The sequence below is a fragment of the Jiangella sp. DSM 45060 genome, assembly GCF_900105175.1.
GTDB lineage: Bacteria > Actinomycetota > Actinomycetes > Jiangellales > Jiangellaceae > Jiangella.
The window spans coordinates 638,713-665,134 of record NZ_LT629771.1 but is presented as its reverse complement, the minus strand read 5'-3'; the positions used below and the strand labels follow the sequence as shown (position 1 = coordinate 665,134).

General features: G+C 71.5%; 20 protein-coding genes. 13 read left to right on the top strand and 7 right to left on the bottom strand.

Features of this window, described 5'->3' with window-relative positions:
- Positions 1–52: 52 nt before the first annotated feature.
- The 5 genes from BLU82_RS33965 to BLU82_RS02925 all read right to left on the bottom strand — a co-directional run bounded on the left by BLU82_RS33965 (position 53) and on the right by BLU82_RS02925 (position 7,737).
- Positions 53–604 (bottom strand): TlpA disulfide reductase family protein, encoded by a 552-nt coding sequence (locus BLU82_RS33965; RefSeq protein ID WP_157740506.1) that lies wholly within the window; start codon positions 602–604, stop codon positions 53–55.
- A complete protein-coding gene (locus tag BLU82_RS33960) occupies positions 601–1,062 on the bottom strand; it encodes a hypothetical protein (protein ID WP_157740504.1) in 462 nt (153 codons plus the stop codon). The genes BLU82_RS33965 and BLU82_RS33960 overlap by 4 nt, the downstream gene beginning before the upstream one ends.
- Positions 1,063–1,129: 67 nt before the next feature.
- Complete coding sequence (locus BLU82_RS02935) at positions 1,130–3,259, bottom strand: peptidase M6 (RefSeq protein WP_197682698.1); 2,130 nt, start codon at positions 3,257–3,259, stop codon at positions 1,130–1,132.
- Between the two features lie 81 nt (positions 3,260–3,340).
- Complete coding sequence (locus BLU82_RS02930) at positions 3,341–5,452, bottom strand: hypothetical protein (protein ID WP_092615397.1); 2,112 nt, start codon at positions 5,450–5,452, stop codon at positions 3,341–3,343.
- A gap of 200 nt (positions 5,453–5,652) precedes the next feature.
- On the bottom strand, positions 5,653–7,737 hold the full coding sequence (locus BLU82_RS02925; RefSeq protein WP_092615394.1) for a M6 family metalloprotease domain-containing protein: 2,085 nt from the start codon (positions 7,735–7,737) through the stop codon (positions 5,653–5,655).
- Between the two features lie 768 nt (positions 7,738–8,505).
- Here BLU82_RS02925 and BLU82_RS02915 point away from each other — a divergent pair.
- The 13 genes from BLU82_RS02915 (at position 8,506) to BLU82_RS02855 (ending at position 25,131) form a co-directional block, all read left to right on the top strand.
- A complete protein-coding gene (locus tag BLU82_RS02915; RefSeq protein ID WP_197682697.1) occupies positions 8,506–10,191 on the top strand; it encodes an ABC transporter substrate-binding protein in 1,686 nt (561 codons plus the stop codon).
- Positions 10,192–10,198: 7 nt separating this feature from the next.
- Entirely contained in the window at positions 10,199–11,203 is a 1,005-nt protein-coding gene (locus BLU82_RS02910; protein ID WP_092615388.1) for an ABC transporter permease, read from the top strand.
- Positions 11,200–12,135, top strand: a complete 936-nt coding sequence (locus tag BLU82_RS02905; protein ID WP_092615385.1) for an ABC transporter permease — start codon at positions 11,200–11,202, stop codon at positions 12,133–12,135. Before BLU82_RS02910 ends, BLU82_RS02905 begins: the two co-directional genes overlap by 4 nt.
- A 4-nt stretch (positions 12,136–12,139) precedes the next feature.
- Entirely contained in the window at positions 12,140–13,156 is a 1,017-nt protein-coding gene (locus tag BLU82_RS02900) for an ABC transporter ATP-binding protein (RefSeq protein ID WP_092615382.1), read from the top strand.
- On the top strand, positions 13,153–14,298 hold the full coding sequence (locus tag BLU82_RS02895; RefSeq protein WP_157740502.1) for an ABC transporter ATP-binding protein: 1,146 nt from the start codon (positions 13,153–13,155) through the stop codon (positions 14,296–14,298). The genes BLU82_RS02900 and BLU82_RS02895 overlap by 4 nt, the downstream gene beginning before the upstream one ends.
- Entirely contained in the window at positions 14,288–15,442 is a 1,155-nt protein-coding gene (locus BLU82_RS02890) for an FAD-binding oxidoreductase (RefSeq protein ID WP_092615379.1), read from the top strand. Before BLU82_RS02895 ends, BLU82_RS02890 begins: the two co-directional genes overlap by 11 nt.
- A gap of 195 nt (positions 15,443–15,637) precedes the next feature.
- Positions 15,638–15,907, top strand: coding sequence for a (2Fe-2S)-binding protein (locus BLU82_RS02885; RefSeq protein ID WP_092615376.1), 270 nt, complete (start codon positions 15,638–15,640; stop codon positions 15,905–15,907).
- Positions 15,888–17,288, top strand: a complete 1,401-nt coding sequence (locus BLU82_RS02880; RefSeq protein ID WP_092615373.1) for an NAD(P)/FAD-dependent oxidoreductase — start codon at positions 15,888–15,890, stop codon at positions 17,286–17,288. The genes BLU82_RS02885 and BLU82_RS02880 overlap by 20 nt, the downstream gene beginning before the upstream one ends.
- A gap of 153 nt (positions 17,289–17,441) precedes the next feature.
- Complete coding sequence (locus BLU82_RS02875) at positions 17,442–18,872, top strand: aldehyde dehydrogenase (NADP(+)) (protein WP_092615370.1); 1,431 nt, start codon at positions 17,442–17,444, stop codon at positions 18,870–18,872.
- A gap of 77 nt (positions 18,873–18,949) precedes the next feature.
- Complete coding sequence (locus BLU82_RS02870; protein WP_092615366.1) at positions 18,950–19,843, top strand: dihydrodipicolinate synthase family protein; 894 nt, start codon at positions 18,950–18,952, stop codon at positions 19,841–19,843.
- A 19-nt stretch (positions 19,844–19,862) separates the two neighbouring features.
- On the top strand, positions 19,863–20,864 hold the full coding sequence (locus BLU82_RS02865) for a proline racemase family protein (RefSeq protein ID WP_092615363.1): 1,002 nt from the start codon (positions 19,863–19,865) through the stop codon (positions 20,862–20,864).
- A 125-nt stretch (positions 20,865–20,989) separates the two neighbouring features.
- A complete protein-coding gene (locus BLU82_RS02860) occupies positions 20,990–21,619 on the top strand; it encodes a GntR family transcriptional regulator (RefSeq protein ID WP_197682694.1) in 630 nt (209 codons plus the stop codon).
- Positions 21,620–22,056: 437 nt separating this feature from the next.
- The gene (locus tag BLU82_RS02855; protein WP_157740500.1) at positions 22,057–25,131 is read left to right on the top strand and encodes a beta-L-arabinofuranosidase domain-containing protein; all 3,075 of its coding nucleotides are present in this window, start codon (positions 22,057–22,059) and stop codon (positions 25,129–25,131) included.
- An 80-nt stretch (positions 25,132–25,211) separates the two neighbouring features.
- Here BLU82_RS02855 and BLU82_RS02850 read toward each other — a convergent pair whose 3' ends face one another.
- Together BLU82_RS02850 and BLU82_RS02845 are read right to left on the bottom strand one after the other, a co-directional pair.
- Positions 25,212–25,742 (bottom strand): AAA family ATPase, encoded by a 531-nt coding sequence (locus tag BLU82_RS02850; protein WP_092615353.1) that lies wholly within the window; start codon positions 25,740–25,742, stop codon positions 25,212–25,214.
- On the bottom strand, positions 25,739–26,374 hold the full coding sequence (locus BLU82_RS02845; RefSeq protein ID WP_092615348.1) for a TetR/AcrR family transcriptional regulator: 636 nt from the start codon (positions 26,372–26,374) through the stop codon (positions 25,739–25,741). The genes BLU82_RS02850 and BLU82_RS02845 overlap by 4 nt, the downstream gene beginning before the upstream one ends.
- Positions 26,375–26,422 lie beyond the last annotated feature (48 nt).

The following is a 26,422-nucleotide window of genomic DNA, read 5'->3' as shown; positions in this document are numbered from 1 at the left end:
CTCCGCCCGCAGTACCATATCACATGCTACCGGAATGAACCGGACGAATCCGTCATCCGGCGACGACGAACTCCGTCAGCTGGCTGCCGAGATCGTCCACGCCGCCCGGCCAGCCGCGCACCAGCTGCCCGCCGCGCGCGATCAACGCCACCAGCGGCGGCTCGTCGACGCCGTAGCGCCGGAACACCTCGCCGTCGGGATCGAGACCGACCGGGTAGGCGATGTCGTGCTCGCGCAGGTACTCGGCGGCGTCGTCCTCGCTGGTCGCGCTGCCGACGCCGACGAAAAGGACGGAGTCGCGGTACTCCTCGCTCAGCGCGGTGATGTCGGCCTGCTGCTGCGCGCACAGCTCGCAGAACGACTCGAAGAACACCAGCACGACCGGCCGCTGCTCCCACTGCTCCGCGAGGTCGAGGGTGCTGCCGTCGAGCAGCTCCAGCTCGAACGACGGCGCCGGCGGCGCGGTCGCCGGAGCGTCGATGAACGTCACGTCGGCCGGCACGTCGCCGGGCAGCTCGAACGAGACCGCGGCGGGGTCGTCCGACCCCGAGCACCCGGCCAGCGCCAGCACCGCCACGACCACACCGGTCAGAACCCGCCTCACGAGATCAACACCTCTCCGATCAGTTCCGCGTCGTCGCTCGGCTCGATGGGCACGGCGAAGCCGTCGCCGACGACGAACTCGAGGCCGTCCGGCGAGGTCAGCCCCTCGACGTCGACGGTCATGACGCACATCGTCGGCTGCCGCATGCCCTCGCGGAAGCTGACGTCCATCAGCTGCTCCGCGGTGCCGCCCGGAAGCTCGCCGCGCGCCACCTCGACGCCGTCGCCGTCCTGGACGGTGAAGCTCGCCTCGGCGTGGACGGAGCGGAACGCGCCCGCCCCGTTGCACGGCTCGCCGAGCCGGCGCAGGTTGCCGTCGGGGATGAGCACCCGCACGACACCGGCCTCGGAGCCGGAACCGGACGCCTCCGTGTCGTCGGACGAACCGGAGCACCCGGCCAGCAGCACCGGGATCACCGCGGCGACGGCCAGCGCCGCACGGCCACGCAAACGTTGCACGGGTTTCCTTCCCCGGCACGCCGGGCGGCAGCGCGGCACGCGCCGCCGCCCGGGTGCCCACTCGAGATCAACGGCGCGGGTTGGTGTCCTTGACCGCAACCGTACAGGTGACGGACGTGCTGGCGGCCGGGTCGCTCTCCGAGGTCGCGGTGAGCGTGACCGTGGTCTCGCGCGCCGCCGGCGTCTCACGGGTGACGTACACCGGCACCTCGACGGTGTCGCCGGCCCGCGCGGTGGCGAGCGCGTTGTCCAGCTGCGCCGTCCAGCCCTGGCCGCTGGACGCCACCGACAGCCGGTACACGTCGTTGTCCAGCTTCGACGCGACGTCGGTCGGGTGGCCCGCGGTGGTCGTCGCGGCCGAGCCGGTGTTCGTCAGCGGGAACGTGCACTGAGCCGCCTGGCTGGTCCGCAGGCCCTCGACGTCGCCCTCGCCGAGCTCCACCCCGCGGTCCTGCGTGCCGTCGCCGTCGAGCGACCGCACCGCGAGATCGTACGACAGCACGCCGTCGTCGTCGCGCTGCATGTCGATGACGTAGAAGTGCAGCCGGTTGTGCTCGTCGACGTACTCGTACTCCGAGCCGGAGTTGGTGCCGGCGTGGAAGAGGGCGTCGTTGAGCTGGCGGTGGTCGGCGATCGACGCCATGACGGGAGTGCCGTCGGGCCGGTAGAAGTCGACCAGCCCGATGTCCTCGGGGTTGGCGTCGATGGTCCAGTTGAAGCAGCTGTAGCCGCAGGTGTTCGAGCCGCGCGGCTTGTTCTTCGCGATCATCACACCGCTGTCCGGCGTGAACGAGTCGAAGCCCATCCGGTCGACGACCTCGACGGTGTAGTCGTCCCAGCCCGTCGTGCCGTTGGCCAGCCGCTCGGTGTGGCAGAACGGGTCGGTGTCGGCGTCGCAGTCGGGCGTGCGGTCCGGGATGCCCTCACCGTCCAGCCTGACGCGGACGCCGGATGTGCCGTCCTCGCCCGCGTCGACGGCGCGCGCCGTGACCCGGTCGACGTAGACGCCGGTGTTCGCCAGGTTCTCGCGGCTGAGCTCCACCAGGTTGTCGGCGATGCCGGCCAGCATCTTGTTGCGCACCATCAGGCCGGCCGGCGACCACCCGCCCATGTTCGGCGGCACCACCCAGCGCATGTGGTGGCCACCGGGGCCGTTGAACGAGCCGCGGTCCATCATGTCCCAGGGCGCGGATCCCACGCGGTGGAACGGTGACGGCGGGCTCTGCCGGTCCGAGAACGGATTGTTGTTGTTGTCGCCGATGCTGAAGAAGAAGTGCCCCATCTCGTGCGTGATGGTGCCCGAGCTCTCCGCCTGACGGATCGAGGCGCTGCCCCAGCGCTGCGACGACGCCAGCCACGAGGTCCACTCGACGTAGCGCGTCGGCGCCCAGTTGGGCATCGAGTCGTCGGGGTCGAGCCACTCCGGCGGACCCCACTCGTCGGGGACGTCCTCCTTGGAGTCGAACATCATCTCGCCGAACTCCTGCCAGACCGAGGTCTGGTCGTAGCCGGCGTAGACGCGCAGCACGACGTCGTAGCCGCACCGGCTGCCCACGCAGGGCGTGCCCTGCTCGGCGAGGTCGGCCCGCCAGAGGGTGTCGGTGTCGCCCTCGACGTTGCCGTTGCAGGTGTAGCCCTCGGGACAGTGCTCGCCCGGGGCGTTGCGGATCCAGCTCTCGTTGAGGCCGTACTCGAACTGGTTGCGCGGGAGCGTGTACGGGCCGAACGTGTCCATCTCGTTCACGCCGAGGCGGCCGCGGCTCTGCTCCATCCAGTACTCGTGGATGGTGCGGCCGTGGTTGTACTCGTTCGGCTCCATGTAGTAGTCGCGGTAGAAGTCCGGGACGTCCTCGCGCTCGATCGGGTCGATCTGCGGGTTGCCGAACGGGTCCGACCCCTTCGGCTGCGTGATGACGAACGGGATGTCCTTGAAGTCGACCGCGACGAGGGCGATGCGCAGGCCGCGCTCGCTCGGCTTGACGTCGGGGTCGTTCCACTCGGTGCCCGGGATGTCGGTCCAGTCGTCCCAGGTCATGTCGTACTGGTTGATCCAGTTCTGCGGGTCGATCGGCTCGACGGCGAAGTCCGGCGGATCGGCCTGGACGGCCGCTGCGGACATCCCGAGCACGAGGGCTGCGGCGGTGAACGTGAGACCTGCGGCGCGAAGCGTTCGGCGGGGTCGGTGCATGAGTCTCATGAGCGTTCTCCTTCGCGGCCGGCCCGGGCCCGTCACGTGGACGGGCCCGGGCCGGCCGTCATGGGGATCGGACGACCGGCGTCACCGCCGGGGGTTGGTGTCCTTCACGGCCACGGTGCAGCTGATCTGCTGCGTGGCCGACGGGTCGCTCTCCGAGGTCGCCGTGAGGGTGACCGTGGTGTTGCGCGCGGCCGGCGTCTCGCGGGTGACGTAGACCGGGACCTCGACGGTCTCACCGGCGCGGGCCGTGGTGAGGGCGTTGTCGAGCTCGGCCGTCCAGCCCTTGCCGCTGGACTCCACCGAGAGGCGGTACACGTCGTTGTCGGCCTTGCCGCTGACGTCGCTGACGTGGCCGGCCGTGTTCGTGGCCTCCTCGCCGGTGTTGGTCAGCGGGAACGTGCACTGGGCGGCCTGGCTGGCCCGGATCCCGGACACCTCGCCGTCGCCCAGCTCCACGCCACGCTCCTGCGAGCCGTCGCCGTCCAGCGACCGCACGGCCAGCGTGTACGACAGCACGCCGTCCTCGTCCCGCTCGAGGTCGATGACGTAGAAGTGCAGCCGGTTGGCCTCGTCGACGTACTCGTACTCCGAGCCGGAGTTCAGCCCGGCGTGGAACGCGGCGTCGTTGAGCTGGCGGTGGTCGGCGATCGACGCCATGACGGGCGTGCCGTCGGGCTTGTAGAAGTCGACCAGCCCGATGTCGTCGGGGTTGGCGTCGATGACCCAGTTGAAGCAGCCGTAGCCGCAGGTGCTGTTGCGGTCCTCGTTGGTCTTGTTCTTGGAGATGATCACGCCGCTGTCGGGGTTGAACGAGTCGAACCCCATCCGGTCGACGACCTCCAGCGTGTAGTGGTCCCAGCCGGTGTTGCCGTGGCAGAACGGGTCGGTGTTGATGTCACAGGCCGGGGTGCGGTCCGGACGGCCCTCACCGTCGAGCCGGATCTTCACGCCGGACGTGCCCTCGGCGCCCGGGTCGACGGCGCGCGCCGTCACCTCGCCGACGACGACGCCGGAGTCGGCCAGCGCCTCACGGCTGATGTCGAGCAGGTTCTCCGCCGGCAGGATGCCCGCGTGGATCTTGTTGCGGACCATGAGGCCCGACGGCGACCAGCCACCCATGTTCGGCGGCACGACCCAGCGCATGTGGTGACCGCCGGGGCCGTTGAACGAGCCGCGGTCCATCATGTCCCACGGCGCCGAGCCGACCCGGTGGAACGGCTGCGGCGGGTTGGCGCGGTCCGAGAACGGGTTGTTGTTGTTGTCGCCGATGCGGAAGAAGAAGTGCCCCATCTCGTGCGTGATGGTGCCCGAGCTCTCCGCCTGGCGGATGGACGAGAGCCCCCACTGCTGGGCCGCGGCCCGCCACGAGGTCCACTCGACGTATCGGGTCGGCGCCCAGTTCGGCATCTCGTTGTCGGGGTCGACCGACGCCGGCGGGCCCCACTCATCGGGGATGTCCTCCTTGGTGTCGAACATCATCTCGCCGTACTCCTGCCAGATGCTGGTCTCGTCGTAGCCGGCGTAGACCCGCAGGATGACGTCGTAGCCGCAGCGGCTGTCCGGGCACGGGACGCCCTTCTCGGCGAGGTCGGCCTTCCAGACCGTGTCGACGTCGCGGTCGAGGTTCCCGTTGCAGGTGAAGCCCTCGGGACAGGCGGACTGCTGGCCCCACTCGTTCAGGCCGTACTCGAACAGGTTGCGCGGCACCTGGTACGCGCCGAAGACGTCCATCTCCTCGACGCCGAGCTTCCCGCGGCTCTGCTCCATCCAGTACTCCTGGATGGTGCGGCCGTGGTTGTACTCGTTCGGGACCATGTAGAAGTCGTGGTAGAACTGCGGCACCTCGTCCCGCGAGATCGGGTCGATCTGCGGGTTGCCGAACAGGTCGCTCTGCTTCTCCTGCGTCATGACGAACGGCTGGTCCGGGAAGTCCACCGCCACCAGCGCGATGCGCAGGCCGCGCTCACTCGGCTTCGCGTCCGGGTCGTTCCACTGGGTGCCCGGGATGTCCGTCCAGTCGTCCCAGGTCATGTCGTACTGGTTCTGCCAGTTCTGCGGATCGATCGGCTGGACCTCGAAGTCCGGCGGAGCCGCCTGGCCCGCGCTCGCCACACCGACGACGAGCGTCGTGACCGCGGCCGCGGCGAGTCCCAGCCGCCACCGCCTCGCGACGCTCGTCCTGCTGAGCCTCATACGCATGCGCTCTCCTCACGTCCTGCCCGGATGATGGATAAAATACGACATTGCACATTTCCTCGTCACTCCCCCTGGAGCTGGGGAGATGACCGGCACGTCCGGACGACCGGGCGCGCTGCGGAGGAGCGTCCGGGCGGACCGGATCCCCGCCGCGCCGCGTGCCCGGGCGGTGCACGCGGCGACGGCGGGACGGCGGCTCAGCGCCGCACCGTGGTGGCGGCGACGTCGACCACGCAGGTGGCCGTCGCCGTCGCGGCCGGGTCGCTCTCCGAGGTCGCGGTCAGCGTGACGGTGGTCGACCGGACCGCCCCCGGGTCGCGGGTGACGTACACCGGCACCTCGACGGCGCCGCCGAACGGGCTCGCGGCCAGCTCGTTGTACAGCTCGGCGTCCCAGCCGGCGCCGGACGACGTCACCGACAGCCGGTACACGTCGGCCGCCGTCTCGTCCGTGACGTCGCTCGGGTGCGCCGCCGCGTCGACCGGCGCCGTCTCGCCGGTGTTCTCCAGCGGGAACGTGCAGGTGGCCGCCTTGCCGGGGGTGTGCCGGGCGGGCACGCCGTCGTCCAGCGCGACGCCGCGCCGCTGCGGCCCGTCGCCGTCGAGCGAGCGGACGGCGACGGTGTAGGTGCGCACGCCGTCGGCGTCCTCCTCGACGTCGATGACGTAGAAGTGCAGCCGGTTGTCCTCGTCGACCCACTCGTAGGACGTGCCCGAGTGCGTGCCGGCGTTGAACGTGGCGTCGTTGACCTGGCGCGGGTCGCCGGTGACGACCATCCGCGGCGTGCCGTCGGGCTGGTAGAAGTCGACCATCCCGATGTCGTCGGGGTTGGGGTCGATCAGCCACGAGAAGCAGGTGGCCGTGCCGCAGTTGCTGCCCCGGTCCTTGTTCTTGTAGAGCAGCACGCCGTTGCCGGGCGTGTACGAGTCGACGCCGAGCTGCTGCACCACCTCGAGGGTGTAGTTCGTGTAGTCGGCTTGGCCCATGCACTCCGGGCCGGCGGTCGACGGGTGGCACGACGGCGTGCGGTCCACCGGCGCGACGCCGTCGAGCCGGACGCGCACGCCCAGCAGGTCGTCCTCGTCCGGGCCGGCCGCCCGCGCCCGCACCTTCGCGACCACGACGCCGGAGGACGCCAGCCCGTCCCGGCTGAGGTCGACGATGTCGCCGGTGTCGATGAGGCCCAGTTCGAGCTTGTTGCGGATGCTGTGGTGCGGCCCGACGGTCGAGCCGCCGTCGGCCGGGACCTTCCAGCGGGTGTGCATGCCGGTCGGGCCGTTCCAGGAGCCCTGGCTCATCATGTCCCACTGGCCGGTGAAGGTCCGCTGGGCCGGCACCGCGAAGGCGCCGTTGTAGTTGTCGCCGAGGCCCAGGATGTGGGTGAACTCGTGGGCGAACCCGGCGGTGCCCGACGACTCCGACATGTTGCCGCTGCCGCCGCCGGCGCTGGCCCAGGTGAACGAGCCGGCCGCCCACGAGGTCCACGGGATGTAGCGGGTCGGCATCCAGTTCGTCATGACGCCGTCGGGGTCGAACTCGGCCGGCGGGCCGAACTCGTCCGGCACGTCCTCGGGCGAGTCGAACATCATCTCGCCGAACACCTGCCAGGCGGTCGACTCGTCCAGGCCGGCGCCCATGAAGAAGATCAGGTCGTACTGGCTGCGCACCTCGGCCGGCACGTTCGCCTCGTACAGCGCGCGGGCGTCGCGGGTGTAGTTGCCGTTGCAGGTGAAGCCGGGCGGGCAGCTGGCGGTGTTGCCGTACGGCGAGTTGCCGTACTCGAAGTGGTTGCGGGGCATCCGGAACGGCCCGAAGGAGTCGACCTCGACGCCGTACTGGCCGTAGGAGTCCTCCATCCAGTACGAGTTCAGCGTCTGCCTGTGGTTGAGGTCGCTCGGCGTGTTGAGCAGGTCGGCGTAGAACTCCGGGACGTCGTCGCGCGGGACGTCGCCGACGCCGATCGGGGTGCCGAAGATCGTGGAGCCCTCCGGCTGGCTGATCTGGAAGTCCATGTTCGGGTAGTCGACCAGCACGAGCGCCGCCCGCCAGGTGTCCTTGGTGGGCACGTTGTCCGGGTCGGTCCAGTCGACGCCCGGCACCGGGACGAAGTCGTCCCAGGTGAGGTCGTACTGGTTGTCCCAATCCTGCGGGTCGATCGGGACGAGCGGCGGAGCTTGCGACGGGCCGGCGCTCTCGGCGCTCGCGAGCTGCGGGAACAGCAGCGCGGACGCGGCCACGGCGATCAGCAGCGTCCGCGCCCGGCGGACGCGTCGCGATGACATCAGACCTCGCGGTCGGTCTGTCGGGGACACAGATCCTCCTCGGCCAAGAGGTGCGGGGAAGGCGGCACCGGACGGCGACGCCGAGATGCGGTGATTCTGTGCCGGCATGGGCGAAACGAGAGTAATATTGTACTGTCACCGGTCACGTAGAACAAGTGTGCAGGACTGGCGCGGCGGCGTCACCGGCATCACCCCTCGAAGGGCGAGCCAGGCGCGTCCGCCGCGAGGTGCCCCACGTCGACTCCCGCCGGCCACGCACTCGAGTCGCCGACCAGAGACACCCCCTGGGCAGACGCCGCGATGACGGGTGGCTGGAGTTCCTGGTCGAGCCGAAGAGTGGGCCGGCGCTGCACACGCACACCCGCGACGACGAGCTGCGGTTCGCCCTCGACGGCGCGTTCCGGTTCCGGACGGGCGAGCGGCTGACGCAGGCCCCGGCCAGTGGCCTGGCGTTCGCCGCACTCCCGGCGCCGGTGAGTGCCGAGCAGCTCGCCACGGTCGCGCGCACCAGCGGTATCGGATCCCCTCTAGCACGCCGCCAGACCGGGACAAACCCGCTCATTCACCCGCGTTACGATTAGGACACAGTAGTGCAATAGCACATCGCACTGTGTCCGCTCTGATGGTAGATCTGTGCTCTGTGGTGCCGCGGAACGCCCGTGCCGGTCGTGGGTTCCGAGGTGCCACAAGCGTACTGAGCGTCCCGACGCCAGATCCGCGAGCCGGCCGCCCCCTCGGCTCTGTCGCATGTCGAACCAAGGAGGACCAATGCGTGTGCACCGCAAGGCAGGGCGAGTCCTCGCCCTCACCGCCGCCGTCGGGCTGCTGGTCGCAGCCTGTGGCGGCGACGACTCCGGCGGTTCGGGTGATTCCGGCTCCGGCAGTGACAACGGCGGCGACCCGAAGACCTTCATCTTCGGCGCGTCCGAGGACCCGAAGACGCTCGACGCCGCCTACGTCTCCGACGGCGAGTCGTTCCGCGTGATCTTCCAGGTGTACGAGACCCTCGTCCAGCTCGAGCCCGGCACCACCGAGGTCGTGCCCGGCCTGGCCGAGGAGTGGGAGGTCAGCGACGACGGCCTCACCTACACGTTCCACCTGCGCGAGGGCGTCACGTTCCACGACGGCGAGCCGTTCGACGCCGAGGCGGTCTGCTACAACTTCGACCGCTGGTACAACTTCACCGGCCCCGCGCAGAGCGGCGACGTCACCTACTACTGGCAGACGGTGTTCGGTGGCTTCGCCACCAAGGAGGTCGACTCCGCGCCCGACACCAGCCGCTACCAGTCCTGCGCGGCCACCGACGAGCTCACCGCCACGCTGACGCTGACGGAGCCGTCGTCGGCGCTGCTGGCCGGCCTGGTGCTCCCGGCGTTCTCGATCGCCAGCCCGAAGGCCATCGAGGAGGGCGGCACCGACATCGTCGCGTCCGGCGACTCGTTCACCTACAGCGGCGGCTTCGGCTCCGAGGTCGTAGCCGGCACCGGCCCGTTCCAGTTCGTCAGCTGGGACCGCGGCGAGAGCCTGGTCCTCGAGCGCAACGAGGACTACTGGGGCGAGGCGCCCGCGCTGGACGAGATCATCTTCCGGCCGATCGCCGACCCGACCGCCCGCCTCCAGGCGCTGCAGGCCGGTGAGATCGACGCCTACGAGGGCGTCAACGCCGCCGACATCGGCGCCATCGAGGGCAACGGCGACCAGGTCGTCGAGCGCCCGGCGTTCAACGTCGGCTACGTCGGCTTCAACAACAAGCTGCCGATCTTCCAGAACGAGAAGATCCGCCAGGCCATCGCGCACGCGCTGAACCGGCAGGGGCTGCTCGACGCCGCGTACCCGGAGGGCGCCGTCGTCGCCAACCAGTTCCTCCCGCCGGACCAGTGGGGCTACAACGACAGCGTCGAGGGCTACGAGTACGACCCGGACCTCGCCCGCCAGCTGATCCAGGAGTCCGGCGAGACCAACCTGACGCTGGAGTTCTGGTACCCGTCCGACGTGTCGCGGCCGTACATGCCGGACCCGCAGGCCGTGTACGAGTCGTTCGCCGCCGACCTGCAGGCCGTCGGCTTCACCATCGTCCCGAAGACGGTGCCGTGGACGCCCGACTACCTGCAGAACATCCAGGGCGACGGCCTCGGCCAGCTGCACCTGCTCGGCTGGACCGGCGACTACGCCGACCCGGACAACTTCGTCGGCACGTTCTTCCGCCAGGACCGGCCGGAGTTCGGCTTCACCGACCCGACCATCCAGGGCAAGCTGAACGAGGCCCTCGGCATGACCGACCAGGCCGAGCGCGAGACGCTGTACCAGGAGATCAACCAGCTGCTGTACGAGTACATCCCTGGCGTTCCGTTCGTCCACAACCAGCCGCTGCTCGCGCTCGCCGGCGACATCACGGGCTACACCCCGTCGCCGGTCAGCCTCGAGTACTTCAAGCTGGTCGACATCGAGGGCTGATCGACACGTGCTGAGATTCATCGTCCGGCGCCTTCTCCTGCTCGTCCCGATCCTGCTGGGTCTGTCGGTCCTGCTGTTCGCATGGGTCCGCGCCCTTCCCGGCGGTCCGGCACAAGCACTGCTGGGAGAACGGGCCACGCCGGAGGCCGTCGCGGCGATCGAATCGCAGCTGGGCCTGGACCGCCCGCTCTGGGAGCAGTACCTCCAGTTCCTGGGGCGGGCCGTCCGGCTCGACTTCGGCGCGTCGCTGCAGACCGGGCAGCCGGTCATCGACGAGATGGTGCGCCGGTTCCCGGCCACCATCGAGCTGGCGCTCGCGGCGCTGCTGATCGCCGTCGCCGTCGGGATCCCGCTGGGGTACCTGGCGGCCCGGCGCTACGGCACCTGGATCGACAGCCTCGCGGTGACGGGGTCGCTGCTCGGCGTGACGATCCCGATCTTCTTCCTGGCGTACATCCTCAAGTACGTCTTCTCGGTCGAGCTCGGCTGGCTGCCCACCGCCGGCCGGGCCGACGCGAGAGCCCGGGCGGAGCATCCCACCGGGTTCTACGTCCTCGACGGCATCGTCACCGGCAATCTGGACGCCAGCTGGGACGCCATCCAGCACCTGATCCTGCCGGCGCTGGCGCTGGCGTCGATCCCGCTCGCGGTGATCGTCCGCATCACGAGGGCGTCGGTCCTCAACGTCGTCAACGAGGACTACGTGCGCACCGCCGAGGCCAAGGGCCTGCTGCCGGGCACGATCACCCGGCGGCACGTGCTGAAGAACGCGATGCTGCCGGTGACGACGGTCATCGGCCTGCAGCTCGGCGTCCTGCTGGCCGGTGCGGTGCTCACCGAGACCGTGTTCGCGTTCGCCGGCGTCGGCAAGTTCATGGCCGACGCGATCGTGCAACGCGACTTCCCGACCATTCAGGGGTTCATCCTGGTCATCGCCGTCGTGTACGTCGTCATCAACATGATCGTCGACCTGGTCTACGGGTTGCTCGATCCGCGGGTGAGGGTCTCATGAGCGTCAACGAGGTGGTCGCCGGCGAGCCGGGCGGACCGGCCCCGGCCCCGACGGAGGCGGCCGCGCGGCCGCCGTCCAGCCTGGGCCGCGAGGCCCTGCGCCGGCTGGTGCGCAACCCGATGGCGGTCGTGGGCATGGCGCTCATCGCCGTCTTCGTCCTGGTCGCGATCTTCGCGCCGCTGATCGCGCCGTACTCCCCCACGGACAACTCCTGGCTGGACCAGGTCCGCCCGGGCCAGTACCCGGGCCCGTCCGCCGAGCACTGGCTGGGCATCGACCCGCTCGGCCGCGACGTGTTCTCCCGGATCATCTACGGCGCCCGGCAGTCGCTGCTGATCGGCGTCGTCGCGCTGGCGCTGGGCGCCGTCGCCGGCATCGCGCTGGGCGTGCTGGCCGGCGCGTTCGGTGGCTGGGTCGACACCGTCGTCATGCGCTTCGTCGACATCATGCTGTCGGTGCCCGGCCTGCTCTTCGCCATCGCCGTCGCCGCGATGCTCGGCCAGAGCCTCACCTCGGTGATGATCGCGATCGCCGTGGTGAACGTGCCGATCTTCGCCAGGCTGTTGCGCGGCGAGATGCTCGGGCAGCGCGGCGCCGACTACGTGCTGGCGGCGCGGTCGCTGGGCATCTCGCGCTCGGCGATCGTGTTCCGGCACGTGCTGCCGAACTCGTTCACCCCGGTCATCGTGCAGGGCACGCTGACGCTGGCGCTGGCCATCGTCGAGGCGGCCGGGCTGGCCTTCCTCGGGCTGTCCGGCAGCGACCCGTCGGCGCCCGAGTGGGGCCGCATGCTCACCGACGCGCAGGAGACGCTGACGTCGGCGCCGATGCTGGCGATCTACCCCGGCCTGGCCATCGTCCTCGCCGCGCTCGGCTTCACCCTGGTGGGCGAGTCGTTGCGCGAGGCCCTCGACCCGAAGTTCCGGCGGTGACGGCATGAGCCTGCTCGAAGTGCGCGACCTGTCCGTCACGTTCACCCGGTCCGGCAGCGATCCGGTGCGCGCCGTCGACGGCGTCACGTTCGACGTCGCCGCGGGCCAGTCCGTCGGCATCGTCGGCGAGTCCGGGTCCGGGAAGTCGGTGACGTCGCTGGCCGTCATGGGGCTGCTGCCGTCGCGCGGCGTCGAGGTGGGCGGCACCGTCACCCTCGACGGCAACGAGCTGACGGACATGGACCAGCGCGCCCTGCGCGACGTCCGCGGCCGCGACGTCGCGATGATCTTCCAGGACCCGATGACGTCGCTGAACCCGGTGGTCACCAATGGCAAGCAGCTGGTCGAGGTGCTCACCCGGCACGCCGGGCTGACCAAGGGCGAGGCGAAGGCCGAGGCGGAGCAGTTGCTGCGCCGCGTCGGCATCCCCGACCCGGTGCGCCGCCTCGGCGAGTACCCGCACCAGCTCTCCGGCGGCATGCGTCAGCGGGTGATGATCGCCATCGCGATCGCCTGCCGGCCGAAGCTGCTGATCGCGGACGAGCCGACGACGGCGCTCGACGTCACCATCCAGGCGCAGATCCTCGACCTGCTGCGCACGCTGGTGGCCGAGAGCGGCTGCGGGATGATCATGATCACGCATGACCTCGGCGTCGTCGCCGGCCTGTGCGACGACGTCCACGTCATGTACTCCGGCCGCATCGTGGAGTCGGCGGGGACGAAGGACCTGTTCGCACGGCCGTCGCACCCGTACACCGACGGCCTGCTGCAGTCGATCCCGCGCATCGACGACGACGATCCGGCCGACCTGCTGCACACCATCCCCGGTTCCGCCCGCGACACCGTCGCATGGGAGCGTGGGTGTGCCTTCCAGCCGCGCTGCGAGCGGGCGGTGGCCGAGTGCCTGTCCGGTCCGCCGCCGGTGGCCGAGCTCGGCACGCCGATCGTGCCGCACCCGGTCCGCTGCGTGCGGCCGGTCGGCCAGGACGTGAGCCTGCACGAAGGGAACGTGGCCCGGTGAGCCTGCTCCAAGTCCGTGACCTCGAGGTCCACTTCCCGATCAAGGCGGGGACGCTGTTCCAGCGCACCGTCGGCGCCGTCAAGGCCGTCGACGGCGTCGACCTCGACATCGAGGCCGGCACGACGTTCGGGCTGGTCGGCGAGTCCGGCTGCGGCAAGTCGACGCTCGGCCGCGCGATCATGCGGCTGACCGAGCCGACGAAGGGCTCCGTCACGCTGGACGGCCAGGACATCCTGGCGCTCAGCGAGCGGAAGATGCGCGCCGTTCGCCGCCAGTTCCAGATGGTCTTCCAGGACCCGATGGCCAGCCTCGACCCGCGGCAGAGCGTGGAGTCGATGCTCACCGAGCCGCTGCGGGCGCACAAGTTCCCCGGCGGCTCGGCCGCGCACGCCAAGCGCGTCCGCGAGCTGCTCGACGTCGTCGGGCTGCCCGAGTCGGTGGTGAACCGGTACCCGCACGAGTTCTCCGGCGGGCAGCGCCAGCGCCTCGGCATCGCCCGCGCGCTGGCCCTGAACCCGTCGCTGATCATCGCCGACGAGCCGGTGTCCGCGCTGGACGTGTCGATCCAGGCGCAGGTGATCAACCTGCTCAAGGAGTTGCAGGAGCGGTTCTCGCTCACCTACGTCGTCATCGCGCACGACCTCGCCGTCGTCCGGCACATCAGCAAGACGGTCGCCGTCATGTACCTGGGCGGCATCGTCGAGCAGGCGCCGGCCGCCGACCTCTACCGCCAGCCGCTGCACCCGTACACGCGGGCGCTGATGAGCGCGGTGCCGGTGCCCGACCCGAACGTCGAGGAATCGCGCAACCGCATCCTGCTGCAGGGCGACCTGCCGTCGCCGGCGAACCCGCCGGCCGGCTGCCGGTTCCACACCCGGTGCCCGTGGAAGCAGGCGGCGAAGTGCGACACCGAGCGTCCGGCGCTGCGCGAGCTGCCGCTGGTGGCGCCCGGGCACAAGGTGGCCTGCCACTACGCCGAGGACATCCTGTCCGGGAAGCTCGCGCCGCACGAGGTGAAGCCCGAGGACGTCGCGCTGACACCCGCCGCCGACGACACCAGCGGAACCGAGACCGCCGTCGACGCTACTGGGGCGCACGTCGCCGGCGGGCTCACCCCCGGAGGACCGCCCGGTGCCCACTGACGCCGCCGACGTCCTGGTGATCGGCGCCGGCGTCGTCGGCGCGGCCACCGCCTGGTACGCGGCGCGGTCCGGGCGCTCCGTCACCGTCGTCGACCGCGGCTCGGTGGCCGGCGGCACCACCGGCGCCGGCGAGGGCAACATCCTGGTCTCGGACAAGCCGCCGGGCGCCGAGCTGGACCTCGCGCTGCTGTCGTCCGGGCTGTGGCGGGAGCTGGCCGTCGAGGTCGGCGGGTTCGAGTACGACAGCAAGGGCGGCCTGGTGGTCGCGTCGACGCCGGCCGGGTTCGACGCGCTGGTGGCGCTGGCTTCCGCCCAGGCCGACGCCGGGGTCGAGACGGTCGTGGTGCCGTCCGGCGAGCTGGCCGAGCACGAGCCGCACCTGACGCCGTCGCTGGCCGGTGGCGTGCTGTACCCGGGCGACGCGCAGGTGCAGCCGATGCTGGCGGCCGCCCGGCTGCTGCGCGCGGCCCGGGCCAAGGGCGCGACGGTGCGCACCGGCGTCGAGGTGACGGGGTTCCTGCGCTCCGGCGACCGCGTGACCGGTGTGCGGACGACGGCCGGCGACCTGCCCGCGGGCGCCGTCGTCAACGCCGCCGGGACGTGGGGCGGCGACATCGCCTCGCTGGCCGGCGTCGACGTGCCGGTGCTGCCGCGGCGCGGTTTCATCCTGGTCACCGAGCCGCTGCCGCGCCTCGTCCGGCACAAGGTCTACGCGGCCGAGTACGTCGCCGACGTCGCCAGCGACGACGCCGACCTCCAGACGTCGCCCGTCGTCGAGGGCACCGAGGCCGGGACCATCCTCATCGGCGCCAGCCGCGAGCGGGTCGGCTACGACCGCACGCTGTCCGTGCGCGTGCTGCGGGCGCTGGCCGCGCAGGCGGTCGCGCTGTTCCCCGTGCTGGCCGGCGTGCAGGTCATCCGCACCTACCGCGGCTTCCGCCCGTACTGCCCCGACCACCTGCCGGTGATCGGCCCGGACCCGCGCGCACCCGGCCTCTTCCACGCGTGCGGGCACGAGGGCGCGGGCATCGGCCTCGCCGCCGCCACCGGGCGGCTGATCGCCCAGCTCGTCGGCGGCGACCGGCCCGACCTCGACATGACGCCGTTCCGCCCGGAGCGGTTCGACCCTGCGGAGGCCGCGTGACCATGCCGTCCGCCCCACGTCGCCGCACGGTGTGGCGCCGCTTTGCAATGAGCACCGATACGCACGCCTCGATGGGTGAGGGTGTGGTGGCGCCAGAGCGCCACCACACCCTCATCCATCACGAGCCGCAGGTGATGCGTATCGGTGCTCATTGCAAAGTCCCCGCATCCTCACCGCAGAGCCGAGGAGGCGCCGATGACTGAGTTCGAGTTCGACGGGCGCGCCATCGCGTTCACCGAGGGGCAGACCGTCGGCGCAGCGCTGATCGACGCCGGGGTGCGGTCCTGGCGGACGACCCGGCGCGAGGGCCGCCCGCGCGGCCTGTTCTGCGGCATCGGCGTCTGCTTCGACTGCCTGGTGACCGTCGACGACGTCCCCAACCAGCGGGCCTGCCTGACGCCGGCGGCCGCGGGCTCGATCGTCCGCAGCCAGGAGGGAGACGGCCGTGGCCACCTCGCCGTATGACGTCGCGGTCGTGGGGGCCGGCCCGGCCGGGCTGGCCGCCGCCGTGGCGGCGCTCGCGGGCGGTGCCCGCGTCGCGCTGATCGACGCCGGTCGGCAGCCCGGCGGCCAGTACTGGCGGCACCGGCCCGGCGACCTGGGGGCGGTCGCCGACCTCCACCACGACCTGGGCACGTTCCGCGGGCTGGTCGCCGGCGCGTCCGGCGCCGTCCGCCATTTCGGCCACCAGGTGTGGACGGTGTCCGGCTCGGCCGCCGACGGGTTCGTCGTCCGGTCACTGGCCGGCGACGCCGAGCACGAGCTGGCCGCCAGGAGCCTGGTGCTCGCCCCCGGCGCGTACGACCGGCAGGTCCCGTTCCGCAGCTGGGACCTGCCGGGCGTCTACACCGCCGGGGGCGCCCAGGCCCTGCTCAAGGGCAACGAGGTGCTCGTCGGACGGCGCGTCGTCGTCGGCGGCACCGGGCCGTTCCTGCTGCCGGTGGCGGCCGGGCTGGCCGCCCGCGGCGCACGGGTCGTCGGCGTGTACGAGGCCAACGGCCCGGCCGGCTGGACCCGGCACACCGGCGCGGTGCTGCCGGTCGCGGCCAAACTGACGGAGGGCGCGGGGTACGCCGCAGCGCTGGCCCGGCGCCGGGTGCCGTTCCACGCGCGCCGGGCCGTCGTCGCGGCGCACGGCGCCGACGTCGTCGAGGCCGTCACCGTCGCGAAGCTGGACCGCGAGTGGCGCATCGTGCCCGGCTCGGAGCGGGTCGTCGAGTGCGACGCCGTCGCGGTCGGTTGGGGGTTCACGCCGCAGCTGGAGCTGCCGCTCGCTCTGGGCGTCGCCACCCGCGTCGACGCCGACGGCTCGCTCGTCGTCGAGGTCGACGAGCACCAGCGCACGTCGGTGCCCGGCGTCTACGTCGCCGGCGAGGCCTGCGGCGTCGGCGGGGCGCCGCTGGCCGTCGTCGAGGGCGAGATCGCCGGGACGGCGGCCGTCGCGGCCGCGACCGGGTCCGGCGTGGCCCCCGTGCCGTCCCGGCTGCGCCGCCGGCGGCGGGCGCTGCGCCGGTTCGCCGCCGCCATGCACGCCGTCCACCCGGTGCGCGACGGCTGGCAGTGCTGGCTCGACGACGACACGCTGGTCTGCCGGTGCGAGGAGGTGACCGCGGGCGAGGTGCGCGCCGCGGTCGACGACCTCGGCGCGACCGATCCGCGGACCGCGAAACTGCTGAGCCGGGCCGGCATGGGATGGTGTCAGGGACGGGTGTGTGGGTACGCCACCACCTGCCTCACCGCGTCGGCCGCTGGTTCAGACACCGTGTCGGCGCTCGACCTACAGGGGGTGAGCGAACGGCCGATCGCCGTTCCGATCTCGCTCGACCGGCTCGGGGGCGTCGGATGAACGCCTCCGGCGGGCGATGCCGGTCACACTGGACAACAGTGACATTTCACATGTCACTAAGATATTCTGCAGGAAGCACACGACGACGGCGTCCGGCGCCCGGCGGACCGCTCGTCGACGACCCACCCCGCACCGAACCTGGAAGGCTCATGCATGTCTGACGTCGATCACGCCGTCGGCGCCGCGGCCGAGGCCGCAGCGCCGTTCGAGCAGGCCGGCCGCGTCCGCCGGGCCGACGCTCTCGACGCCGTCGCCGCCGCGCTCGAGGACGACCGCGACGCCATCGTCTCCACCGCCGACACCGAGACCGGATTGGGCGCCACCCGCCTGAACGGCGAGCTCACCCGCACCACGTACCAGCTGCGGCTGTTCGGCGAGGTGCTGCGCGAGGGCTCGTACGTCGAGGCCACCATCGACCACGCCGGCGACACCCCGATGGGCCCGAAGCCCGACCTGCGGCGCATGCTCGTGCCGGTCGGCGTCGTGGGCGTCTTCGGCGCGTCCAACTTCCCGCTCGCGTTCAGCGTGCCCGGCGGCGACACCGCGTCCGCGCTCGCGGCCGGCTGCCCCGTCGTCGTCAAGGCACACCCGTCGCACCCCGAGACCAGCCGGCGCACCTTCGCCGCCATGCGGGCCGGGCTGGCCGAGGCCAAACTGCCCGAGGGCACGCTCGGCCTGGTCGAGGGCCTGGAGGCCGGCACCGCTCTGGTCCAGCACCCCGACGTCCGCGCCGTCGGCTTCACCGGTTCCACCCGGGGCGGCCGGGCGCTGGCCGACCTCGCCGCCGCGCGGCCGCAGCCGATCCCGTTCTACGGCGAGCTCGGCAGCCTGAACCCGCTGGTCGTCACGCCCGAGGTGGCACAAGGCCAGGCACAGGAGTTCGCCGCCGGGTACGTCGGCTCGATCACCATGGGCGTCGGCCAGTTCTGCACCAAGCCAGGGCTGCTGTTCGCGCCCGCGGGCGCCGACGAACTGCGGGCCGCGCTGGGCGCGAAGCTGGCCGAGGTGCCGGCCGGGCGCATGCTCAACGACTCCATCCGCGACGCCTACCGGGCCGAGACCGAGCGGCGGCGCGCCGACGACCGGCTGCGCACGCTCGGCGACGGCCAGGGCGACGACCCCGCGCTCGGCCGTCCGGCGCTGTTCTCCGTCGCCGCCGCCGACCTCGACGCCGAGCTGCTCGAGGAGTGCTTCGGCCCGACCGCGCTGGTCATCGAGTACCGCGACACCGACGAGCTGCTGGCCGCGCTGGACCGCCTCGAGGGCCAGCTGACCGCGACCATCCACGCCGGCGACGGCGAGACCGCGCTGGTCGGCCAGCTGCACACCGCACTGCGGCAACGGGCCGGCCGGCTGCTGTTCGGCGGCTTCCCGACCGGCGTCGCCGTCACGTGGGCCATGCAGCACGGCGGGCCGTACCCGTCGGCCAGCCTCAGCACGCACACCTCCGTCGGCCCCACGTCGATCCGCCGGTGGCTGCGTCCGATCTCGTACCAGAACGCGCCCGAGCACGTGCTGCCCGAGGAGCTCCGCGAGGCCGGTCCGGGCATTCCGCGGCGAGTGGACGGCATTCTGCAGACCTAGAAATTCGCGCTCAGTCCCGTTCGTCCCGTTCTCCACACATGAGTGAAATGTTATATAGTATAGAAATGGAGCCTCACATGAACGGTCGTGAAAAGCCTTGGCACGGCGTTCTGGTTGCCACCCCCACGTTCTTCCGTGACGACCTTTCGGTCGACTTCGACCGCTACGCCGAGCACGTCCGCTGGCTGGCCGAGAACGGCATCGACGGTGTGTGCCCGAACGGCTCGCTCGGCGAGTACCAGGTGCTGACCCCGGAAGAGCGGGCCACCATGGTGAAGGTCGCCATCGAGAACGCGCCCGAGGGCTTCACGGTGATGCCCGGCGTCGGCGCCTACGGCTCCCGTGAGGCACGGGGCTGGGCCGAGCAGGCCGCCGAGGCCGGCGCCCAGGTGGTCATGGCGCTGCCGCCGAATGCCTACCGTGGCGACGACCGTTCGGTCATCGATCATTTCCGCGAGATCGCGAAGGTCGGCATTCCGGTGTCGGCGTACAACAATCCCATCGACACCAAGATCGACCTGAAGCCGGCGATCCTGGCCGAGTTGTACAACGAGGGTCTCATCGTCGGTGTCAAGGAGTTCACGGGCGAGTCGCGTCGTTCGTACCAGATCGCCGAACTGGCACCCGGCCTCGACATCCTCATCGGTACCGACGACTCCATCGTCGAGGTCGGCCTGGCCGGCGCCAAGGGCTGGATCTCGGGCTACCCGAGCGTCTTCCCGCGCGCCTGCGCCCAGATCTACCACGCGGTGCTGGCGCACGACCTCGACACCGCGCTGCCGATGTACCGCGACCTGCACGCCCTGCTGCGCTGGGACTTCAACACCGAGTTCATCCAGGCGATCAAGCTGTCGATGGACGTCATCGGCCGCAACGGCGGTCCGGTGCGGCCCCCGCGCCAGCCTATGCTGGCCGAGGACGCGGCGACCGTGCGCGAGCTGACAGCCAAGGCCGCCGAGAAGTACTCCTGACGGTCGAGGGAGCTCGCCGATGCGATCCAAGCGCATCTTCCACACCGTGGAATCGCATACCGAGGGAATGCCGACGCGCGTCGTGACGGGCGGCGTCGGCACCTTCCCGGGCGCCACCATGGAGGAGCGGCGCCAGTGGTTCATCGCGCACTCCGACCACCTGCGGCGGCTGCTGATGTTCGAACCGCGCGGGCACTCCGCCATGAGCGGCGCGATCCTCCAGCCCCCCATCCGCCCCGACGCCGACTGGGGAGTCGTCTACATCGAGGTGTCCGGGTGCCTGCCGATGTGCGGGCACGGCACCATCGGTGTCGCCACCGTGCTGGTCGAGACCGGCATGGTCGAGGTGACCGAGCCCGTCACGACGATCCGGCTGGACACCCCGGCCGGGCTCGTGATCTGCGAGGTCGCCGTCCGCGACGGCGCCGCCGAGGCCGTCACCATCCGCAACGTCCCGGCCTACACCGACCGCCTCGACGCGAAGGTCGACGTCCCCGGCTGGGGCGCGGTCACCTACGACCTCGCCTACGGCGGCAACTTCTACGCCATCCTCGACGCCGGCCAGCTCGGCCTGCGCGTCGACGTCGCCCAGAAGGACCAGCTGCTCGCCGCCGGGCTGGCCGTCATGGACGCCATCAACGCCGCCGACGCCCCCGTGCACCCGGAGAACCCGGAGATCAACGTCTGCCACCACGTCCAGCTGGTCGACCCCGGCTCGGACGCCCGCCACTCCCGGCACGCCATGGCGATCCACCCCGGCTGGTTCGACCGCTCACCCTGCGGCACCGGCACGTCGGCGCGTATGGCCCAGCTCTTCACCCGCGGTGAACTGCCGCTCGACACCGACTTCGTCAACGAATCCTTGATCGGCAGCCGATTCGTCGGCCGTCTCGTCGGCGAGTCGAGCGTCGGGAACCTTCCCGCGGTGATACCTACAGTCACCGGGCGCGCTTGGCTGACTGGAACGGCACAATACTTCCTCGACCCGGCAGATCCCTTTCCCGAGGGCTTTCTCCTTTAGGGTTGAAGAGGTGGGATATCTCGCTACAACGCGACGTCGCGGTGACATTCGGCCGCCGTGCAACACCGGAGGGACCACAGATGGCTGAACTGCGGCAGTTGGCTCTGCCGTCCTTCGCACGGCGGATGAGTGTCAGGGAAGAGGTCGCCGACGCCTTGCGTGGCGCCATCGTGTCCGGGGAGATGAAGCCCGGCGAGCTGTACTCCGCCCCCGGACTCGCCGAGCGCTTCGGCATCTCCGCCACCCCCGTCCGCGAGGCGATGCTCGACCTCGTCAAGCAGGGCCTCGTCGAGGTCGTGCGCAACAAGGGGTTCAAGGTCACCGACATGTCGGAGACCGACCTCGACCAGATCACCCAGATCCGCGAGCTGCTCGAGCCCCCCATCGCCGCCCAGGCCGTCTCGGCGATCTCCGCGCAAGAGCTGGCGCACCTGCGCAACCTCGCCTCGGCCATCGTCGACGCCGCCGCCGCGGGCGACCTCATCAGCTACATCGGCGCCGACGTCGAGTTCCACGTCCGGCTGCTCTCCGCCAGCGGCAACCAGCGCCTCGTCCGCATCGTGCAGGAGCTGCGCGCCCAGACCCGCCTCTACGGCCTGTCGTCGCTCGCCTCCTCCGGGCGGCTGGTGGCGAGCGCGCGCGAGCACCTGCAGATGTGCGACCTCATCGAGGCCGGTGAGGCGGAGCAGTTGCAGGAGCTCATGCGCACCCACATCGGCCACATCCGGCGCGAGTGGGCGGGCCGCGAGGGCTAGCGCCTGCTTCGCGGCCGCGGGCCTGGATGAGAGGGCTCTCATCCAGGGCTCATCGGCAGCTCAGACAGCGGCGAGAGGCTCGCTGCCGCACCGGCGGTGCCGACGAACCCGCCGGAGCCCGGGCCCTCCCGGAGCACGAGGCCTCGAGCCACCGGACGACTCCCCCTTCGGCCGCGGCTCAGGCCTCGCGCTGCGTCCGGCGCGCCACCCGCGCGCGCCACCTCGCGCCGCCCGCCGCCACCGCCTCGCGGGCGGCCACCCGCGCCGCGCCGCCGCTCACTGCCCACCGCAGCGGCCCCGGCCGGCATCCCGCCCCGTCCGCCGGCGCGCCACCCGCGCCCGAAATCCCCACGGCCGCGCCCTCGTCGGCCACCCTTGACGCCCGTTTCGTCCGTCAGTACCATGTCACATCTTTCCTCGCTGTTACCGCTAACAGCGTGACGCCACGCACGCACGGCATGACTCCGAACCCCGTCGGACTCCGCATCTCCCCGGACAAGGAGAACCACATGAAGAAGGACCTCTCCCGGCGCACCGTCCTCCGCCTGGGGGCCCTGGCGGCCGCGGCACCGGCCGTCGGCACCATGGCGGCCGGCAGCGCCGGCGCCGCGCCCGGCAGCGCCTCCGCGGCGGCCACCGCCAGAGCGGCGGCCAGTCAGCCGAACCTCCCGATCGCGGACAGCTGGCAGGTGCGCCCGTTCACGCTGAGCCAGGTGACCCTCGGCGACAGCGTCTTCAAGGAGAAGCGGAACCGGCTGCTCCACTACGCCCGCGAGTACGGCCCGAGCGTCGTCAACGGCGTGCGCGACGACCAGCGGGGGCCGGACCGCATGCTGCGCAGCTTCCGGGTCACGGCCGGGCTGGACCACAAGGGCGTGAACCCGATCGGCAGCTGGGAGTCGCCCGACGGCAACCTGCGCGGCCACTTCAGCGGGCACTTCCTGACGCTGCTGGCGCAGTCGTGGGCGTCGACGGGTGAGCAGATCTTCAAGGACAAGCTCGACTACATGGTCGAGGCGCTGGGCGAGTGCCAGGACGCGCTCGCGGCGCAGGCCGCCCGGCCCACGCCCAGGGTCGAGGGGCGGCACGGGACGGCGATCCGGTTCACCGGCACCCCGAACGGCCACATCACCGGCGACGCCGACGTCATCCGGCTGCCGGAGGGGATCGTCAGCGGCCTGACGGACTTCACCGTCGCCGCGTGGGTGAACCCGGCCGTGCGCGACGACAACGCGCGCGTGTTCGACTTCGGCCACCCGGGCGACGCCGCGTCGGACTCGCTGTCGCGGATGTACCTGACGGTGCACAACGAGACCGGCCCGCGGTTCGCCATCACCACCGGCGGCGCGGCGGCGGAGCAGCGCGTCCAGGCGACGACGGCGCTGACGGCCGGCCAGTGGGCGCACGTCGCGATCGTCAAGTCCGGCAGCACCGGCACCATCTACGTCAACGGGGTCGCGGCGGGCAGCGGCGAGCTGACGCTGTCGCCGTCCGACCTGGGCAGCACACCGGCCAACTGGCTCGGGCGTGCCCAGTTCCCGCAGGTCAACATCAAGTTCCTGAACGGCCTCATGGACGAGTTCCAGATCTTCGGCCGCGGCCTCGACGCCGCCGAGGTGGCCGCCGTCGCCGCCGACCCGGCGTCGGCGAGCGCCGACGTCGCCTGGTACCGCTTCGACGAGTCGCCCGGCCCGGTGATCACCGACTCGTCCGGACATGGCCGCCACGGCGAGTTCCTCGGCGCGACGGACGGACGGCGGCACCCGGGCTTCCTGTCGGCGTACACCGAGGCGCAGTTCATCAGGCTCGAGGAGTTCACCACCTACAGCGGCACCGGCATCTGGGCGCCGTACTACACACTGCACAAGATCATGCGCGGGCTCATCGACGCGTACCACCTGGCCGGCAGCGAGCGGGCGCTGGAGATCGTCACGAAGATGGGCGACTGGGTGCACAGCCGCCTGTCGCGGGTGCCGCGCGAGAACCTCAACCGCATGTGGTCGCTGCACATCGCCGGCGAGTTCGGCGGCTCGAACGAGAACCTCGCCCACCTGGCCGCCATCGACACCGACCCGGAGCGCAGCGCCAACCACCTGGCCGCGGCGAAGGCGTTCGACAACCGGCGGACGGTGTTCCCGGCGGCCGTCGAGGACCGCGACGTGCTCACCGGCATCCACGTCAACCAGCACGTGCCGCAGTTCACCGGCTACCTGCGCATCTACGAGCAGGACACTGAGGCCAACGCCGAGTACTTCACCGCGGCGGACAACTTCTGGCACATGATCATCCCGCACCGGATGTTCAGCCACGGCTCGGCCGGCGGCCAGTACGGCGCGGCGCCGGGGCGGCCGGAGAACACCAACCCGGAGCTGTTCCAGCCGCGCGGCGACATCTCCGAGTCGCTGCACTACCAGGCCGCGACCTCGGGGACGAGCAGCGGCGGTGGCGAGACGTGCTCGTCGTACAACCTGCTGAAGCTGACCCGGAACCTGTACTTCCACAACCCCGACCCGGCGTACATGGACTACTACGAGCGCGGCCTGACGAACCACATCCTCGGCTCGCGTCGCGACAACGACAGCGCCAGCGATCCGCAGGTGACGTACTTCCTGCCGGCCCACCCGGGCGCCACCCGCGGCTTCGGCAACAACGGCACCTGCTGCGGCGGCACCGGCATGGAGAACCACACGAAGTACCAGGAGACGATCTACGCGCAGTCCGCCGACGGCTCGACGCTGTACGTGAACCTGTACATCGCCTCGACGCTGGACTGGGCGGAGAAGGGGTTCACCGTCACGCAGGTGACGGACTTCCCGCGGCAGGAGTCCACCTCGATCACGGTCGACGGCGCCGGCCCGCTCGCCGTCAAGCTGCGGGTGCCGTACTGGGCCCGGCGCGGCTTCACGGTGACGGTCAACGGCGCCGCCGTCGACGCCGCGGCCGAGCCGGGGACGTACCTGACGCTGGACCGGACGTGGGCGCCGGGCGACCGCATCGACGTCGCGATGCCGTTCGATCTGCGCACCGAGCGCGCGCTGGACGACCCGGAGGTCGAGAGCCTCTTCCACGGTCCGCTGGTGCTGCCGGCGCTGAACCGGTCGCGGGACTGGCGGCAGTTCACCTTCTACCCGTCGCTCAAGCTCGACGGCGACCTCGCGGCGGCCGTCGAGGCGCTGGACGAGCCGAACTTCTTCGCCACGCACGAGCACACGCTGCGCCCGCTGTACGTCGGCATCAACGACGCGCACCACGTGTACTACAAGCGGGTGGAGCCGAAGGTGGTGTTCGGCTCCATCGACTCCGGCGTCTCGAACGAGGCTCGCGACGACGACGGCGACAGCTTCCTCGACAAGGTGTGGGCGGCCGCGCCGTTCCAGGGCCACGGCGCGTTCGTCGCCCGCGTCGAGCAGGTCGCGTCCGAGTGGCAGGCGGCCGGCCGGTTCACCCGCCGCGAGCGCCAGAACGTCCTCCTCGCCGCCGCTCAGGCGCAGAAGGACCTGCGGGCCGGCTGACGCCGCCCGCCGCGGGCCGACCAGCCCGTCCGCAGCGAGGTGCGCCGGCCCGGGACCGCAGCCCGGGCCGGCGCACCTGGTCACGCCTCGGCGCCGAGTTGGGCGAGCACCCGGCGGTACGTCTCGTCGACGGCGCCCGCGGGAGCCGGGACGGCGACGGCGCGGGGCCGCCGCTCCACGTAGGCCGCCAGCCGGTCGTACAGCGCCGCGACCTCGTCCGGCCCGGCCTGTGGCGCGCCTGGAACCGTGCCAGCACGGTCGGCGAACCGTCGTAGTACAGCCGGCCGGTCGTCGGTCAGCACCAGTTCGTGGAACGCCGCACCGGCCTGCGCCGCCACCGCCTCGAGCTCCTCCAGGAACCCGGGCCGGGCCACCAGCTGTGGCACGACGACGTCGTGGCCGGCGCGCAGGTGGGCGCGCGCCGCGGCGACGGCGACCGCGCGGGCCAGCAGCCCCGCGGCGCCGGGGTCGTCGCGCCAGCCGCCGATGAGGTCGCGGACCCGGTCGACGTCGAGGTTCAGGGTCAAAGCGTGGTCGGCGGCGTAGCGCTGGGCCAGCGTCGACTTGCCGACGGCCGGCGGGCCGTTGAGCACGACCAGCCGCGGCGTCACCGTCCGTACGCGGCGACGAACACGTCGGCCGCGCGCTCGGCCAGCACGTCCAGCTCGTCGGGCGGCGACACGGCGGCGGTGCCGGCGAACATCATCCGGTTCATCGGCTTGTACATGACCAGCCCGGCGAGGTGGTACGCCGCCAGCGTGGGATCGTCCAGCTCGCGCAGCAGGCCGCGCTCGGCCATGCGCTCCAGCGCCTCGCCGAGCAGCACCAGCGACGGATGGAAGGCGCGCTCCCACCACAAGCCGGAGACGTCGGGAAAGCGGTCGGCCTCGGCGATGACCAGCCGGCGCAGCTGCAGCACCTCGGGCCGGCTCAGGCTCTGCAGCAGCTGCCGCCCGACGTCGCGCACGGCGGCACGCACATCGGTGGCGTCGTCGAGCGTCGCGTACACGACGGCCAGCCGGTCACCGAGGGTGTCGGTGCGCCCGGCGATGATCTCGGCGAACAGGTGCTCTTTGTCGGCGAACTGCTTGTAGACGGTCTGCTTGGAGACCGCGGCCTTCGCCGCCACCTGGTCCATGCTGGCGCCGATGTAGCCGTGCTGGAGGAACACCTCCGTGGCCGCCTCGACGATGGCCCGCCGCTTGCGCGCCGTGCGGCCTTCCTCAACGTCCTCGAGAACCATGCCTTCTCCTCACTCCCGCATCAGAGAGTACTAGACAGTTCCGTACTC

What these genes read in the sequence shown, in the direction of transcription:
- BLU82_RS02935 (WP_197682698.1), bottom strand. Translation starts at nt 3,259, where the DNA reads ATGAGACTCATGCACCGACCCCGCCGAACGCTTCGCGCCGCAGGTCTC.
- BLU82_RS02930 (WP_092615397.1), bottom strand. Translation starts at nt 5,452, where the DNA reads ATGAGGCTCAGCAGGACGAGCGTCGCGAGGCGGTGGCGGCTGGGACTC.
- BLU82_RS02925 (WP_092615394.1), bottom strand. Translation starts at nt 7,737, where the DNA reads ATGTCATCGCGACGCGTCCGCCGGGCGCGGACGCTGCTGATCGCCGTG.
- BLU82_RS02915 (WP_197682697.1), top strand. Translation starts at nt 8,506, where the DNA reads ATGCGTGTGCACCGCAAGGCAGGGCGAGTCCTCGCCCTCACCGCCGCC.
- BLU82_RS02905 (WP_092615385.1), top strand. Translation starts at nt 11,200, where the DNA reads ATGAGCGTCAACGAGGTGGTCGCCGGCGAGCCGGGCGGACCGGCCCCG.
- BLU82_RS02900 (WP_092615382.1), top strand. Translation starts at nt 12,140, where the DNA reads ATGAGCCTGCTCGAAGTGCGCGACCTGTCCGTCACGTTCACCCGGTCC.
- BLU82_RS02885 (WP_092615376.1), top strand. Translation starts at nt 15,638, where the DNA reads ATGACTGAGTTCGAGTTCGACGGGCGCGCCATCGCGTTCACCGAGGGG.
- BLU82_RS02875 (WP_092615370.1), top strand. Translation starts at nt 17,442, where the DNA reads ATGTCTGACGTCGATCACGCCGTCGGCGCCGCGGCCGAGGCCGCAGCG.
- BLU82_RS02870 (WP_092615366.1), top strand. Translation starts at nt 18,950, where the DNA reads ATGAACGGTCGTGAAAAGCCTTGGCACGGCGTTCTGGTTGCCACCCCC.
- BLU82_RS02865 (WP_092615363.1), top strand. Translation starts at nt 19,863, where the DNA reads ATGCGATCCAAGCGCATCTTCCACACCGTGGAATCGCATACCGAGGGA.
- BLU82_RS02860 (WP_197682694.1), top strand. Translation starts at nt 20,990, where the DNA reads ATGAGTGTCAGGGAAGAGGTCGCCGACGCCTTGCGTGGCGCCATCGTG.
- BLU82_RS02845 (WP_092615348.1), bottom strand. Translation starts at nt 26,374, where the DNA reads ATGGTTCTCGAGGACGTTGAGGAAGGCCGCACGGCGCGCAAGCGGCGG.